Consider the following 12,737-nt stretch of genomic DNA (forward strand, 5'->3'; position numbering starts at 1 on the left):
TGGGTTCGAGAGAGTTGTGTCCGCACCTTCCTGTCAGGGAAAGGTGGCTGGGGTATTTTCTGGGCGCGGCAGATCGTCCCGGAACGGGCGACCACCCGCCTCAAGCCGCGAGTTCCGCCTCCCCGGTCTTGGCGCCGGTGATGTAGGAGACGATGTCCTGGCCGTCGGTGTTCTCCTTGCGCAGATTGGCGACGATGCGGCCGCGCCGGAACACCACGATGCGGTCGCACAGGTCGAACACCTGGCGCATATTGTGGCTGATCAGGATCAACGGCTCGCCATTGTCCTTCAGCGTGCGGATGATGTTTTCGACCTGTGCCGTCTCCTGCACGCCAAGCGCGGCTGTCGGCTCGTCCATGATGATCAGCTTGGAGGCGAAGGTCGCGGTCCGGGCGATCGCCACGCACTGGCGCTGGCCGCCCGACATGTGGCGGATGGTGTTGGAGAGATTGGGGATCTTCACCGCCGTGCGCACCAGCGCCGCCTCGGTCGCTTTACGCATGTATTTGCGGTCAAGGATCGAGAAGGGCCCCAGATTGAACAGCACCTTTTCGCGGCCGAGGAACAGGTTCGACGGCACGTCGAGATCATCGGCCAGCGCCAGGTTCTGGAACACTGTCTCGATGCCCGCGGTGCGCGCCTCGATTGGTCCGGCAAAATTCACCTCCTTGCCGTCGAACCAGATCTGGCCGCTGGTGCGTTGTTCGACAGCGGTGATCTGGCGCACGAAGGTCGATTTGCCGGCGCCGTTGTCGCCCATGATGGCGACATGCTCGCCCTTGCGCAGCTCGAAATTGGCGCCTTCCAGCGCATGCACGCCGCCATAGCGCTTGGTCAGGTTTTCGGTCTTCAGGACGATGTCTGACATGGTCAAGCCCTCAATGCCCGCAGGCGTTGGCGCCACTGGTCGAGAACGACCGCACCGACGATGATCACGCCCTTGACCATCTCCTGATAGTAGGCGTCGAGGCGCAGGAAGGTGAAGCCGGAGATGATGACGCCGAAGATCAGCGAGCCGATCACCGTGCCGACGATCGAGCCGCGGCCGCCCGACAGCGAGACGCCGCCGATGACCGCCATGGCGATGGCGTCGAGTTCATACATCACCCCCATGCCGGCCTGGGCGGTGAGGTTCTTGGACGAGAGCACCACCGCGGCGAGCGAGGCGAGAATGCCGGCGATGACGTAGACCAGGATCTTGTGGTTGGCGATCTTGATGCCGGACATGCGCGCGGCGTCCTCGTTGGAGCCGATCGCGTAACAGTGCTTGCCGTAGCGTGTGTAGCTCATGATGAGCTGGAACAGCACGGCCAACGACAGGAAGATGATGACGGGCATCAGGCCCTTGCCGATCGCCGCGAAACTGTCGGTCGGGAACGAGATCGGCTGGCCCTTGGACCACCATTTGGCGATGCCGCGCGCGGTCACCATCATGCCGAGCGTGGCGATGAAGGGCGGAATGCGGGTGTAGGCGATCAAGGCGCCATTGACCAGGCCGGCGAGCAGCCCACAGCCGATCGCCACCAGCAGCGGCACGATGACAGGCAGGTCGGTCCAGCCTTGCGCCAGGAACATCGCCTTCGGGTTGGGATTGCCGTTGACGGTCGCCACCTGGGCGAAACTCATGGCGATCATCGCGGTCGCACCGACAATTGAACCGGAAGACAGGTCGATGCCGCCGCAAATGATCACCTGTGTCACGCCGATGGCGATGATGCCGACGATCGACACCTGCAGGATGATGATCTGCAGGCGGGCCTCATTGAAGATTCCCGAGACGTCGCTGCGGGTGTTGAACAGGAAACTGTCGCCGAGAAAGATGCGGCCGATCGCTTCGAAGATGACGACGAGAATGACGAGCGCCAGGAAAACGTTGAATTCGGCCGGCCAGGCGCGCTTCTTCGCATCGTAGGTGAGCCCTCCGACGCCATGAGATGTCTGTGCCAATCTTCTGTCCTCCGTCAGCCGCGGTCGCGCCTCAAGCGCCGTCAGGCGCTGAGGAAAGGGGGAGCGGCGCTGCCTTTGCGCGCGAGCGCCGCTCCCTATGTCCGCGGCTCAGTTCTTCTTCAGGAACTTGTCGATGTTTGCCGGGGTCACCAGCTGGAACGGCACGTAGACCTTGTGCTCGACCTTCTCGCCCTTGGACAGTTTCAGCGCCGCGTCCAGCGCGCCCGCGCCCTGGCCGGCCGCGTCCTGGAACACGGTTACGTCGAGGTCGCCGGCCTGCATGGCGGCAAGCGCATCTTGCGTGGCGTCGACGCCACCGACGACAACCGACTTCATGTCGATGTTGGCGGCCTTCATCGCCTGGATGGCGCCGATGGCGCTTTCGTCATTGTTGGCGATGACGCCGTCGAACTTCTTGCCGGTCGACAGCCAGTTGGTCATAAGGTTCTGCGCCTCGTCGCGGTTCCAGTTCGAGGTCTGCTTGTCGATGATCTTGATGAAGCTGCAGTCCGGCGTAGCGATCACCTCTTCAATGTCCTTGGTGCGCTGCACGGCGGCCTGGTTGGAAAGCTCGCCCATGATCACATAGACATTGGCTTCCTTCTTGCCGGCTTCCTTGAACAGACGGCAGACTTCCTTGGTCTCCAGCGTGCCGGAATCGGCTTCGTTCGAGGCGACGAAGGCCTGGTTGTCGGGCAGCGAGTTCACATTGACCGGCTCGCGGTTGACGTAGACCAGCGGGATCTTGGCGGCGGCGGCAGCGTCGGACATCGCCTGCGTGGCCGAGGTGTCGACCGGGTTGACGATGATGGCGTCGACGCCCGAGGCGGCGAAGTTCTTGATCTGGTCGAGCTGCTTGGCAACGTCGTTCTGTGCGTCTTCGACCTGCAGCTCGACGCCGCTCATGCCCTTGGCCTGGGCGATCATGCCATTGCGCAGCACGGTGAGGAAGTTGTCATCGAACTTGGCCATCGAGACGCCGATCTTGGCGGCAAAAGCCGATGAACTCATCAGCGCCGCGAAGGCGACGCCCAAAAGCAGTTTCTTCATTGTATCTCTCCTCCACTTTTGGTGTCCGGTTGCACCGATTTATCCGGAATCCCCGATCTCCCCGGGGAATCTCTCCCTGATATCGCTTCGCTCCGGTTGGCATTCCCTGCCTGGGCTGGCCCTGCTTGGGTTGGAACGCCAAACCCTTTGTTTGAAACAGGTGTTCCGGAACGAAAGAACCAAAATGTACAGTTGGTGAAATATTTATTCCATTCCAGCGGAACGTCAAGGGCGATTCCGCGGCCTGCCGCCGGATTTTCGGATCGTCCTGATGGATTCTATCATTTCCGGCGGCTGCTCCCGCCCGCAAAGGTCAGATATTTTCCGGCAGATAGATGTCGAAGGGCAGGAAGGTCTGGCCAGGCGCGTTGGCCGCGCCGGTTTCGATGGCGTGCACCATCCGATCGACCAGTTCGCGGCAGAGCGCGGCGAGCGGCGTGGAGATCACCATCGTAAGGATGTTGTCGGCGAGTGCCGCGCGCGACTCGGCATTGATCTCGTTGCAGACGACCACAGGCATATTTACCGGCCTTGCCGCCCGCAGCGCCGAGACCGCGCCTTCCATGCCGCCGCCCGCGACGTAGCAGCCCGCAAGATCCGGATAGCGCGCCAGAAGGTCGATCATCGCATCATGGGTCACCTGGTTTGCCTCCAGATTGACCAGCGTTTCCAGCACGCTGAAGTCGGGTGCATGCTCGCGAAAGAAAGAACGGAAGCCGATCTCGCGCAATTCGTGGCCATGGAAGCGATGGCTGCCGACGAAGAGAGCGACCTTGCCGGGCTGCCGCGCCGCCCTGGCGATCATCCAGGCCGCGGTACGACCGACCTTGCGGTTGTCGAGGCCGACATAGCCCTCGCGGATACCGGCGGCAAAGTCGGACAACAGCGAGAAGACCGGTTGCCCCTTCGCCTTCAGCGCTTCGACCACCGCCGTCAGGGTCGGATGGTCCGGGCCGACAACGGCGATGGCCCTCGATTTTGCCGCCAGCCTGCGCATCTGGGCGGCGATCTCGTCGGGGACCAGGGAACTGGCGAAGTCGATGGTCGCGACGCCACGGAACCGCTGCGATTGCGACACCGCCAGTTCGAGCTCCGCTGCGAAATCGCCGTAGAAGACATCGTTGCCCCGCAAAAGCAGGAAGCCGAGCCGGTACTCCGGCAGTTCATGGCGCATCCGCTGCTTGATCAGGCCGGCCGCGTGATAGCCGATCTCGGTCGCGGTCTCATAGACGCGCCGCGCGGTCTCCTCGCGCACCGGCAGGCGATTGTTAAGCACGCGGTCCACGGTGGCAACGCTGACGCCGGAGATGCGCGCCAGATCGGATATGGTCGGCCGTTTCGCCATGGTCGCCCTCGTTCGATTGCCAAATGTTGATACATGATTCTGATAGGAAATGATAGAAACTATCTTTGTGATATTGAGTCTATCATGGGCAAGCGGTATTTTCACGCTGGGTGCCATAGGGGTAACCGGCAGTCGCCTGGGCGAGTGCCTGCCGAGGAGGCAATCATGACCACTGCGCCGTCCCGGCGTGACTACAGCCTGATCGGCCGCGACGCCAAGCTCGCCGTGGAAAACGGCCTGTCGGCGGCCGAGTGGTATCACACCGACGTGCCCCGCAAGCAGATGAAGGAGCTGATGCAGCGCTCCGACGGGCCGGCGATCCGCGACACCGCGATCTGGCTCGCTGCCCTCATCGCCAGCGGCGCCGGCGGCGCCTGGTTCTGGGGCAGCTGGTGGTGCGTGCCGTTCTTCTTCGTCTATGGCGTTCTCTACGGCTCATCGACCGATTCACGCTGGCACGAATGCGGCCACGGCACGGCGTTCCGCACGCAGTGGATGAATGATGCGGTCTATCAGCTCGCCTGCTTCATGATCATGCGCAATCCGGTGACCTGGCGCTGGAGCCACACGCGCCACCACACCGACACCATCATCGTCGGCCGTGACCCGGAAATCTCGGTCATGCGGCCGCCGGACCTGGTGCGCGCCCTCCACGGCTTTGTCGGTGTGCTCGACGCCTGGCATGCGATGTCGGACATGCTGCGCAACGCCGCCGGCAACATCAGCGCCGCCGAAAAGACCTTCATTCCCGAACAGGAGCAGGGCAAGGCGATCCGTATTGCCCGCATCTGGACCGCGATCTATGCCGCAACCATCGCCTTGGCGCTCTATTCCGGCTCGTTCCTGCCCCTGATGCTGGTCGGCCTGCCCAGGCTCTACGGCGCCTGGCATCACGTCATGGTCGGCCTGCTGCAGCATGGCGGCCTCGCCGACAACGTCATCGACCACAGGCTGAACAGCCGTACCGTCTACCTGAACCCGGTCAGCCGCTTCATCTACTGGAACATGAACTACCATGTGGAGCATCACATGTTTCCGATGGTGCCCTACCATGCGCTGCCGAAGCTGCACGAGCTGATCAAGCACGATCTGCCGGCGCCGACGCCGTCGATCCTGGCCGGCTATCGCGAGATGGTCCCGGTCTTCCTGCGTCAATTGCGCAACGAGGACTATTTCCTCAAGCGCGAACTGCCGCGGACCGCCAGGCCGTACCGCGAGGAATTCCATAGCGATGCCGTCGCCGCCGCGGCGGAATGATCGCGGCGAGTCCATTTTTCTCGGGAGGATCGAATGAGCGACTGGGTTGAGGCCTGTGCGGCTGACGACATCGACGAAGAGGATGTGATGCGCTTCGATCATGGCGGGCGCACCTTCGCCATCTATCGCAGCCCCGAGGACGAGTATTTCGCCACGGACGGGCTTTGCACGCATGAAAAAGTGCATCTCGCCGACGGTCTGGTGATGGACGACATCATCGAATGCCCCAAGCACAATGGCCGCTTCAACTACAAGACGGGCGCGGCCAGGGGCGCGCCGGTCTGCGTCAACCTGAAAACCTATCCGGTCAAGGTCGATGCCGGCAAAGTCCTCGTCCAGATCGGATGACGGAGATGGCGCGGGGAATGGTCATCATCGGCGCCGGCGAATGCGGCGGGCGGGCAGCACTTGCGCTGCGCAATCTCTGCTACGACGGGCCGGTGACGCTGGTCGGCGACGAGCCGCATCCGCCTTACGAACGGCCGCCACTGTCCAAGGAGGCGATGGCCAGAGACGCGCCGGAAATCAAGGCGATCGCCAGCGATGCGATGCTGGCCGAGAAGTCGATCCGGCATATCCATTCCGTCCAGGCCGAGAAGATTGATCACGCGGCGCATACGGTGCGCCTGTCCAACGGTTCGGTGCTGCCCTACGACAAGCTCCTGCTGGCCACCGGCGCGACCCCGCGCGAGCTGCCGATGCCTGGCCTTGGCGCGCGCTGTGTCTATCTCAGGACCTTTGCCGATGCGCTGGCCATTCGCGGCCATCTCCGGGCCGGCAACCGCATTGCCGTCGTCGGCGGCGGCTTCATCGGCCTCGAACTCGCCGCAGCGGCCCTCAAGCGCGGCGCTGCGGTCACCGTCATCGAGGCGCAGCCGCGCATCCTGATGCGCGGCGTGCCGGCCGAGATCGCCGCAATCATCCGTCAGGCGCATGTCGCCGAAGGCGTCGACATCGTGTGTGGTCAAGGTATTGCGTCCATCGCCGACGACGGCAGGCAAGTGCGCGTGACGCTCGCCGGCGGGCGCGAAATATCAGCCGACCTCGCCATTATCGGCATCGGTGCGGTGCCGGTGACCGGGCTCGCGGCAGAAGCCGGCCTGACCATCGACAATGGCATCGCCGTCGATGCCGAGCTGCGCAGCAGCGATCCCGACATCTTTGCCGCCGGCGACTGCTGTTCGTTTCCGCTTGCCATCTATGGCGGCCGCCGTGTGCGGCTGGAGGCCTGGCGCAATGCGCAGGAACAAGGCGCGCTTGCGGCGAAAAACATGCTCGGTGCCGGCAAGGCGCATGCGGCCGTGCCATGGTTCTGGTCGGATCAGTATGGCCTGTCGCTGCAGATCGCAGGGCTTTCGGACGAAGGCAAGAACAACGTACGCCGCGATCTCGGTGATGGCGCCTTCATCCTCTTCCATCTCGCTGAAGACGGCAGGCTGGTCGCCGCCAGCGGCATCGGGCCCGGCAATGCGGTCGCCCGCGACATCCGGCTGGCCGAAATGCTGATCGGCAAGAAGGCCAGGCCCGCGCCGGAGGCGTTGGGATCACAGGCCGTCAAGCTGAAATCATTGCTGGCGGCCTGAAGCGTCTAGAACAGCGCCTTCAACTCCGGCAGCTTGTCGTTGACCAGCCAGCCGTAATAATTCTCTTCGGGCAGTTTTTCCGGCTCGCCGGCGGCATGGCGCCTGTCGTTCTCCGCCTTCAGCGCATCGGCGCGCTGCTCCGGATTGCCGACATTGTAGAGCGTGGCGGTTAGCCCGGGATTGCCCGAAATGTCGAAGCCGGCAATGTTCTTGTAGGCATCGATCGATTTCCTGATCGTCGCGGCGACATAAGGCAGCGTCAGATCGGGATCCATGATGGTCTTGTAGACCGAATTGGGATCGCTGACATCGAGCTTCGGCAGCCCGGACACCTTGTGCACGAGATCGCTCATCTGCAAGGCGGTCAAAGGGTTGAGCTGGCCGAGCCCGAAAGTCTGGCCGGCATAATAGGGCTGGAAGAAGGTGGCGCCAAAACGGTCGTCGGGAAAGTCCTCGCCGCCGACGTTCTTGCCGCGGAACGCATGGTTCCACACCTGTTCGCGGCATTCCCACAGGTCGTAGCTGTCCGACATCCCTGCGCATTTCTTGAATTCCGGCCGCTGCACGAAATCGGTGATGTCCTCGCCGTCATAGGCGAAAGACAGCTTGCTGGAGAGGTAGGAGATCGCTTTGACGTAGTAGGTCTGCAGCCGGTCATAGGCGTCGACATTGTAGGTATGCTCGCCAACAATGGCGCCGACGATATGCATCGGATCGATGCCATAGGCGGCAGCGGCCTTCTTGATCTTGCCGCGCAGGTCGGGGTCGTTCTGCAGCAAGGCATAAACTTTGCGGTACTTCGCCTGGAAGGTGGTGTTGGTCGCCTGCGTGCGCCGGCTCGAGGCGCCGGGAATGTCGGGCTGCTCGGCATTGCGGTTTCCCGGCGGCACGAGTGTCGCCGCCTCGGCCGCGAACAGCGTCGCCGCCAGCGTCAAGCCGAGAATGACTGGCCTGAGAATGAATGGCCTGAGGATGATTGGGATGAGTTTTTTCATGCGTCCGCCGCCTGCAATCTTGCGGGCAAACTAGGGTAGTGCTCCGTCTCGAGTCGAGAGCGCCCCTTCACCCGGCAAGACGAAAGGTGGCCAGATGGTACCATCTGGCCACACATGATTGTTCAGCCGGGTTGCCTGAACCGGCGCCGGACCAACCGGCGCCGTGCTTTAAAGGATGAATCGCGACAAATCTGTGTTTCGCGAGAGGTCTCCGACATGCTTTTCCACATAGGCGGCGTCGATGGTGACCGATGTGCCGTTGCGGTCGGGCGCGTCGTAGGAAATCTCGTCCAGCACCCGCTCCATCACCGTCTGCAACCGCCGGGCGCCGATATTCTCGACGCTGTCATTGAGGCCGACGGCAATGCCGGCCAGCGAATCGATGGCGTCGTCGGTGAAGGTCAGGTCGACACCCTCCGTCTTCATCAGCGCGATATATTGCTTGATGAGGCTGGCTTCCGTCTCGGTCAGGATGCGGACGAAATCCTGCTTCTCCAAGGCACGCAGCTCGACGCGGATCGGCAGGCGGCCCTGCAATTCGGGCAACAGGTCGGACGGCTTCGACACGTGGAACGCGCCAGAGGCGATGAACAGGATGTGATCCGTCTTCAACGGCCCGTATTTGGTCGCCACCGTGGTGCCTTCGACCAGCGGCAGCAGGTCGCGCTGCACGCCTTCGCGCGAGGGGCCGCCCGAAATGTCGGATCTGGCGGCAATCTTGTCGATCTCGTCGAGGAAGACGATGCCGTCGTTTTCCGCGGCATCGAGCGCCCGGCGCACCACCTCGTCCTGGTCGAGCAGCTTGTCGGACTCGTCGCCGACCAGCAGATCGTAGGATTCTTTCACCGTCGTCTTGCGCAGCTTGGTCTTCTTGCCACCCATCGCCTTCGACAGCATGTCGTTGATGTTGAGCACGCCGATATTGGCGCCCGGCATGCCGGGAATCTCGAAGCCGGGCATGCCGCCATTGCCGGTGTCGGCCACTTCGATCTCGATCTCCTTGTCGTCGAGCTCGCCGTCGCGCAGCTTCTTGCGAAAGCTGTCGCGTGTTGCCGGGCTGGCGGTCTTGCCGACCAGCGCTTCCAGAACGCGTTCCTCGGCATTGATGTGGGCGCGCGCCTTGACGTCCTCGCGCATCTTTTCGCGGACGAGCCCGATGGCGATCTCGACGAGATCGCGGATGATCTGCTCGACGTCACGGCCGACATAGCCGACTTCGGTGAATTTGGTGGCCTCGACCTTGACGAAAGGAGCGCCGGCCAGCCGCGCCAGGCGGCGCGAGATTTCGGTCTTGCCGACGCCGGTCGGCCCGATCATCAGGATGTTCTTCGGCATCACCTCTTCGCGCATCTGGCCTTCCAGCTGCTGGCGGCGCCAGCGGTTGCGCAAGGCGATGGCCACGGCGCGCTTGGCGTCCTTCTGGCCGATGATGAAGCGGTCGAGTTCCGAAACGATTTCGCGGGGAGAAAATGTCGTCATAGCTAAATTCCACTTTGCCACTGCTTGATGGCCTCGAACGGATGCAGCAGCATGATCACGTTGAGTGTCAGATTGTCCCGGATGAGATAGCCGGTACCGAGTTCGAAAAGGATGGCGAGGCTGACGATCACCCATATAGGTAGCCTTCGCGCCAGCACAAATCCCAGCACCATGGCCAGTGTGTCGGACACCGAATTGATGATGCTGTCGCCATAGTAATCGAGCGAGATGGTGCCGGCGCGGTAGCGGTCGATGATGAACGGGCTGTTCTCCAGCAATTCCCAGCCCCCCTCGATGAGGACGGCGAAGGCCAGCCGCAAGCCGATCGGCGAACGCGGAAACAGGAACCTCGCCAAGGCATAGAACAGGAAGCCGTGGATGATGTGCGAGAAGGTATACCAGTCGGAAATGTGCTGGGAATTCTCCGAACTGTTCACCACCCCATGCCAGAGTTTCACATAGCCGCAGGTGCAGATCGGCGTCCGGCCCATCCCATAGAGAGCCCCGGCCTGGAAGATGAGCAGGCAAAGGACGAGCAGAATACCCATGCGCCAGCTGTCTTCATAGGCCGAATAGCCATCATCCGCCGCCGGCTTGCTCATCTGATTACTCCCCCTCATCATCATCGGCATCGATCGCCATCAGAACGACGTCGCCATAGACCGATTGCCTGCGGTCTATGGCCCGGAATCCGGCCTTTTCATATGCGCGGATAGCCCTGAGATTGGCCGGATCGGGGTCGATGATGACGCGGGGCACGCCTTCCTTAAACAGATCTTCGACGAATTGTCTGGCGATCGCCGAGCCATGGCCGATGCCGACCAGCTCCGGCCGGCCGATCGACAAATCGATGCCGAGTGTGCCGAACGGCTGATCGGCATAGGGATGGTCGTCTTCCAGATGCGGGTCGTAGCTCTGCAGATAGGCGATCGGCTTGCCGTCGAGTTCGACGATCAGCGGCTCGACCGAAATGGAGTCGATATGATCGCGAATCTCGGCGATCTCCGTCTCCGGATCGTTCCACCACTCGGCGACATGCGGTTCTGCGAGCCAGCCGGCGATCATCGGCAGGTCTTTTTCAGCCACCGGCCGAAAATCGTAGAGCGAGCCCATTTCATCCCGATGATATCGGGATGAGGCTCTATCGTCTTGTTTGGCCATGATCTTCTCCGAAAACCGGCTTCCACTTTTCGGGATCATGGCCTGCCTTCTCAGGCGGCATCGAGCGTTTCGACGACGAAATTGTTGTTGGTGTAGACGCAGATGTCGGAGGCGATCTGCATCGCCTTGCGGGCGATCTCCTCGGCATCCTTGTCGGTGTCTATCAGCGCCCGAGCAGCGGCCAGCGCGTAATTGCCGCCCGAACCGATGGCCATGACCCCATGTTCGGGTTCGAGCACGTCGCCGGTGCCGGTCAGCGCCAGCGAAACCGACTTGTCGGCCACCAGCATCATCGCCTCCAGCCGGCGCAGATAGCGGTCGGTGCGCCAGTCCTTGGCGAGCTCGACGCAGGCTCGCGTCAGTTGGTCGGGATATTGTTCGAGCTTGGCTTCCAGCCGTTCCAGCAGCGTGAAGGCGTCCGCGGTGGCGCCGGCGAAACCGGCGATCACATTGCCGCCCTTGCCGATGCGGCGCACTTTGCGGGCATTGCCCTTCATGATGGTCTGGCCAAGGCTGACCTGGCCGTCGCCGGCGATCACAACCTTGTTGCCCTTGCGCACCGTCACGATGGTCGTGGCGTGCATGGTCAGATTATCAGACATTTATTGGCTCCGAGCAGCGCGATCCCAAAAGGCGATTGGCGCGGTACGAGTGATTTTATCGGCCATATGTATGCACGGGACCAATGATTGCAAATCGCCTCTCCGGCAAGGCCGATACCTCTGTGCGAGGCAACTGGCAATCGCCGGATCATGCTGATAGAAGGCTTTCGTTTTCAAGCCGGGGAATGTTCGAAGCTCGTCCGCGGAGCTTTGAAACCCTGAGACAAGGACAAGGTCATGGCGCCCCGTTTCGCCGAAGCCAGCCGCAAGACCAAGGAAACCGACATCTCGGTGTCGGTCCATGTCGACGGTTCGGGCAAATCCGATATCGCCACGGGCGTCGGCTTCTTCGATCATATGCTCGACCAGCTTTCCCGCCATTCGCTGATCGACATGACGGTGAGGGCCAAGGGCGATCTGCACATAGACGACCACCACACGGTCGAGGACACCGGCATTGCGCTCGGTCAGGCGCTGACCAAGGCGCTGGGCGAGCGGCGCGGCATCATGCGTTATGCCTCGATCGACCTTGCCATGGACGAGACGCTAACGCGCGCGGCGATCGACGTGTCCGGTCGGCCGTTCCTGGTCTGGAACGTGTCCTTCTCGTCGCCCAAGATCGGTACCTTCGACACCGAACTGGTGCGGGAATTCTTCCAGGCGCTGGCCCAGAATGCCGGCATCACGCTGCATGTCACCAACCATTATGGCGCCAACAACCACCACATCGCCGAGACCTGCTTCAAGGCGGTGGCGCGCGCGCTGCGTGCCGCGCTCGAACCCGACCCGCGCCAGCCGGACGCGGTTCCCTCCACCAAGGGATCGTTGAAGGGATAGGCCATGGCCACCTATGTCGTGATGGAACCGCCCGGCCGCCGCGAGAAGGTCGATGCAACGGCCTTTGTCCGCGACGGCTTCACCTGGCTCGGCCTGCTGGTGCCGCCGATATGGCTCGCCTGGCACCGGCTGTGGATCGAGGCCGGACTTGCCTTCGTCGTCATGGGCGTGCTTTCGATGGCTGGGCAAAACCTTGGCCTTGGATTGGCAAGTTCGCTGCTGTCGCTGCTGGTTTCGCTCTATGTCGGCCTGGAAGGGCAGGGCCTGCGCATCGCCGCCCTCCGCCGGCGCGGCTGGCATGAATGGGGCGTGGTTCAGGCAGGCCGGCTCGACGAGGCCGACATCCGCTATGCGCTGGAGGTCGAGGCGCATGCGGAGAAAACCACGCCGCCGCCACGCATCGTTCCGGATGCCGCCCAGGCGCGTCCGGCGCAGCCGGGCATGGCGCTGGGCCTGACCCACATACCGGGACGGTCCTGAC

14 protein-coding genes are annotated in these 12,737 nt (G+C 62.5%); 5 read left to right on the forward strand and 9 right to left on the reverse strand.

Going from position 1 to position 12,737, the window contains the following annotated elements:
- Nucleotides 1-100: 100 nt before the first annotated feature.
- From ACWGS8_RS19260 to ACWGS8_RS19275, 4 genes are all read right to left on the reverse strand, one after another.
- On the reverse strand, nucleotides 101-868 hold the full coding sequence (locus ACWGS8_RS19260) for an ATP-binding cassette domain-containing protein (protein WP_010912863.1): 768 nt from the start codon (nucleotides 866-868) through the stop codon (nucleotides 101-103).
- Nucleotides 869-870: 2 nt separating this feature from the next.
- The gene (locus ACWGS8_RS19265; RefSeq protein WP_454582412.1) at nucleotides 871-1,947 is read right to left on the reverse strand and encodes an ABC transporter permease; all 1,077 of its coding nucleotides are present in this window, start codon (nucleotides 1,945-1,947) and stop codon (nucleotides 871-873) included.
- Nucleotides 1,948-2,055: 108 nt separating this feature from the next.
- Nucleotides 2,056-2,997, reverse strand: coding sequence for a sugar ABC transporter substrate-binding protein (locus tag ACWGS8_RS19270; protein ID WP_454582413.1), 942 nt, complete (start codon nucleotides 2,995-2,997; stop codon nucleotides 2,056-2,058).
- 313 nt (nucleotides 2,998-3,310) lie between these two features.
- Nucleotides 3,311-4,342, reverse strand: coding sequence for a LacI family DNA-binding transcriptional regulator (locus tag ACWGS8_RS19275; RefSeq protein ID WP_454582414.1), 1,032 nt, complete (start codon nucleotides 4,340-4,342; stop codon nucleotides 3,311-3,313).
- A 165-nt stretch (nucleotides 4,343-4,507) separates the two neighbouring features.
- Between ACWGS8_RS19275 and ACWGS8_RS19280 the strand changes: the two genes are divergently transcribed.
- The 3 genes from ACWGS8_RS19280 to ACWGS8_RS19290 are packed head-to-tail and all read left to right on the forward strand — an operon-like array spanning nucleotide 4,508 to nucleotide 7,182.
- Complete coding sequence (locus ACWGS8_RS19280) at nucleotides 4,508-5,599, forward strand: fatty acid desaturase family protein (RefSeq protein WP_454582415.1); 1,092 nt, start codon at nucleotides 4,508-4,510, stop codon at nucleotides 5,597-5,599.
- Between the two features lie 33 nt (nucleotides 5,600-5,632).
- Nucleotides 5,633-5,947 (forward strand): MocE family 2Fe-2S type ferredoxin, encoded by a 315-nt coding sequence (locus tag ACWGS8_RS19285; RefSeq protein WP_454582416.1) that lies wholly within the window; start codon nucleotides 5,633-5,635, stop codon nucleotides 5,945-5,947.
- A complete protein-coding gene (locus ACWGS8_RS19290) occupies nucleotides 5,944-7,182 on the forward strand; it encodes an NAD(P)/FAD-dependent oxidoreductase (protein WP_454582417.1) in 1,239 nt (412 codons plus the stop codon). The genes ACWGS8_RS19285 and ACWGS8_RS19290 overlap by 4 nt, the downstream gene beginning before the upstream one ends.
- Nucleotides 7,183-7,187: 5 nt before the next feature.
- Here the strand turns inward: ACWGS8_RS19290 and ACWGS8_RS19295 are convergent, their stop codons facing one another.
- The 5 genes from ACWGS8_RS19295 to hslV form a co-directional block, all read right to left on the reverse strand.
- Nucleotides 7,188-8,177, reverse strand: a complete 990-nt coding sequence (locus ACWGS8_RS19295) for a DUF1402 family protein (protein ID WP_454582418.1) — start codon at nucleotides 8,175-8,177, stop codon at nucleotides 7,188-7,190.
- Between the two features lie 168 nt (nucleotides 8,178-8,345).
- Nucleotides 8,346-9,656, reverse strand: a complete 1,311-nt coding sequence (gene hslU / locus ACWGS8_RS19300; RefSeq protein ID WP_454582419.1) for an ATP-dependent protease ATPase subunit HslU — start codon at nucleotides 9,654-9,656, stop codon at nucleotides 8,346-8,348.
- Nucleotides 9,657-9,658: 2 nt separating this feature from the next.
- Complete coding sequence (locus tag ACWGS8_RS19305; RefSeq protein ID WP_454582420.1) at nucleotides 9,659-10,258, reverse strand: DUF2585 domain-containing protein; 600 nt, start codon at nucleotides 10,256-10,258, stop codon at nucleotides 9,659-9,661.
- A gap of 4 nt (nucleotides 10,259-10,262) precedes the next feature.
- Nucleotides 10,263-10,817 carry a GNAT family N-acetyltransferase gene (locus ACWGS8_RS19310; RefSeq protein ID WP_454582421.1) on the reverse strand — a complete coding sequence of 185 codons (555 nt, stop codon included), beginning with the start codon at nucleotides 10,815-10,817 and terminating at the stop codon, nucleotides 10,263-10,265.
- A gap of 50 nt (nucleotides 10,818-10,867) precedes the next feature.
- Complete coding sequence (gene hslV, locus ACWGS8_RS19315; RefSeq protein ID WP_454582422.1) at nucleotides 10,868-11,419, reverse strand: ATP-dependent protease subunit HslV; 552 nt, start codon at nucleotides 11,417-11,419, stop codon at nucleotides 10,868-10,870.
- A 237-nt stretch (nucleotides 11,420-11,656) separates the two neighbouring features.
- On the opposite strand from hslV, the gene hisB reads away from it, so the two are divergent.
- Both hisB and ACWGS8_RS19325 read left to right on the forward strand, forming a co-directional pair.
- Nucleotides 11,657-12,256 carry an imidazoleglycerol-phosphate dehydratase HisB gene (gene hisB / locus ACWGS8_RS19320; protein WP_454582423.1) on the forward strand — a complete coding sequence of 200 codons (600 nt, stop codon included), beginning with the start codon at nucleotides 11,657-11,659 and terminating at the stop codon, nucleotides 12,254-12,256.
- Between the two features lie 3 nt (nucleotides 12,257-12,259).
- Nucleotides 12,260-12,736: a DUF2628 domain-containing protein gene (locus ACWGS8_RS19325; RefSeq protein ID WP_454582424.1), complete on the forward strand. Its 477-nt coding sequence runs from the start codon at nucleotides 12,260-12,262 to the stop codon at nucleotides 12,734-12,736.
- Nucleotide 12,737: the final 1 nt, after the last annotated feature.

Source organism: Mesorhizobium sp. 43Arga, from assembly GCF_053714255.1.

Excerpts from the sequence above, each read along its gene's own strand:
- hslV (WP_454582422.1), bottom strand. The coding sequence starts at position 11,419 with ATGTCTGATAATCTGACCATGCACGCCACGACCATCGTGACGGTGCGC.
- ACWGS8_RS19290 (WP_454582417.1), top strand. The coding sequence starts at position 5,944 with ATGACGGAGATGGCGCGGGGAATGGTCATCATCGGCGCCGGCGAATGC.
- ACWGS8_RS19295 (WP_454582418.1), bottom strand. The coding sequence starts at position 8,177 with ATGAAAAAACTCATCCCAATCATCCTCAGGCCATTCATTCTCAGGCCA.
- ACWGS8_RS19260 (WP_010912863.1), bottom strand. The coding sequence starts at position 868 with ATGTCAGACATCGTCCTGAAGACCGAAAACCTGACCAAGCGCTATGGC.
- hslU (WP_454582419.1), bottom strand. The coding sequence starts at position 9,656 with ATGACGACATTTTCTCCCCGCGAAATCGTTTCGGAACTCGACCGCTTC.
- ACWGS8_RS19275 (WP_454582414.1), bottom strand. The coding sequence starts at position 4,342 with ATGGCGAAACGGCCGACCATATCCGATCTGGCGCGCATCTCCGGCGTC.
- ACWGS8_RS19270 (WP_454582413.1), bottom strand. The coding sequence starts at position 2,997 with ATGAAGAAACTGCTTTTGGGCGTCGCCTTCGCGGCGCTGATGAGTTCA.
- ACWGS8_RS19325 (WP_454582424.1), top strand. The coding sequence starts at position 12,260 with ATGGCCACCTATGTCGTGATGGAACCGCCCGGCCGCCGCGAGAAGGTC.
- ACWGS8_RS19280 (WP_454582415.1), top strand. The coding sequence starts at position 4,508 with ATGACCACTGCGCCGTCCCGGCGTGACTACAGCCTGATCGGCCGCGAC.
- ACWGS8_RS19310 (WP_454582421.1), bottom strand. The coding sequence starts at position 10,817 with ATGGCCAAACAAGACGATAGAGCCTCATCCCGATATCATCGGGATGAA.
- ACWGS8_RS19305 (WP_454582420.1), bottom strand. The coding sequence starts at position 10,258 with ATGAGCAAGCCGGCGGCGGATGATGGCTATTCGGCCTATGAAGACAGC.
- ACWGS8_RS19285 (WP_454582416.1), top strand. The coding sequence starts at position 5,633 with ATGAGCGACTGGGTTGAGGCCTGTGCGGCTGACGACATCGACGAAGAG.
- hisB (WP_454582423.1), top strand. The coding sequence starts at position 11,657 with ATGGCGCCCCGTTTCGCCGAAGCCAGCCGCAAGACCAAGGAAACCGAC.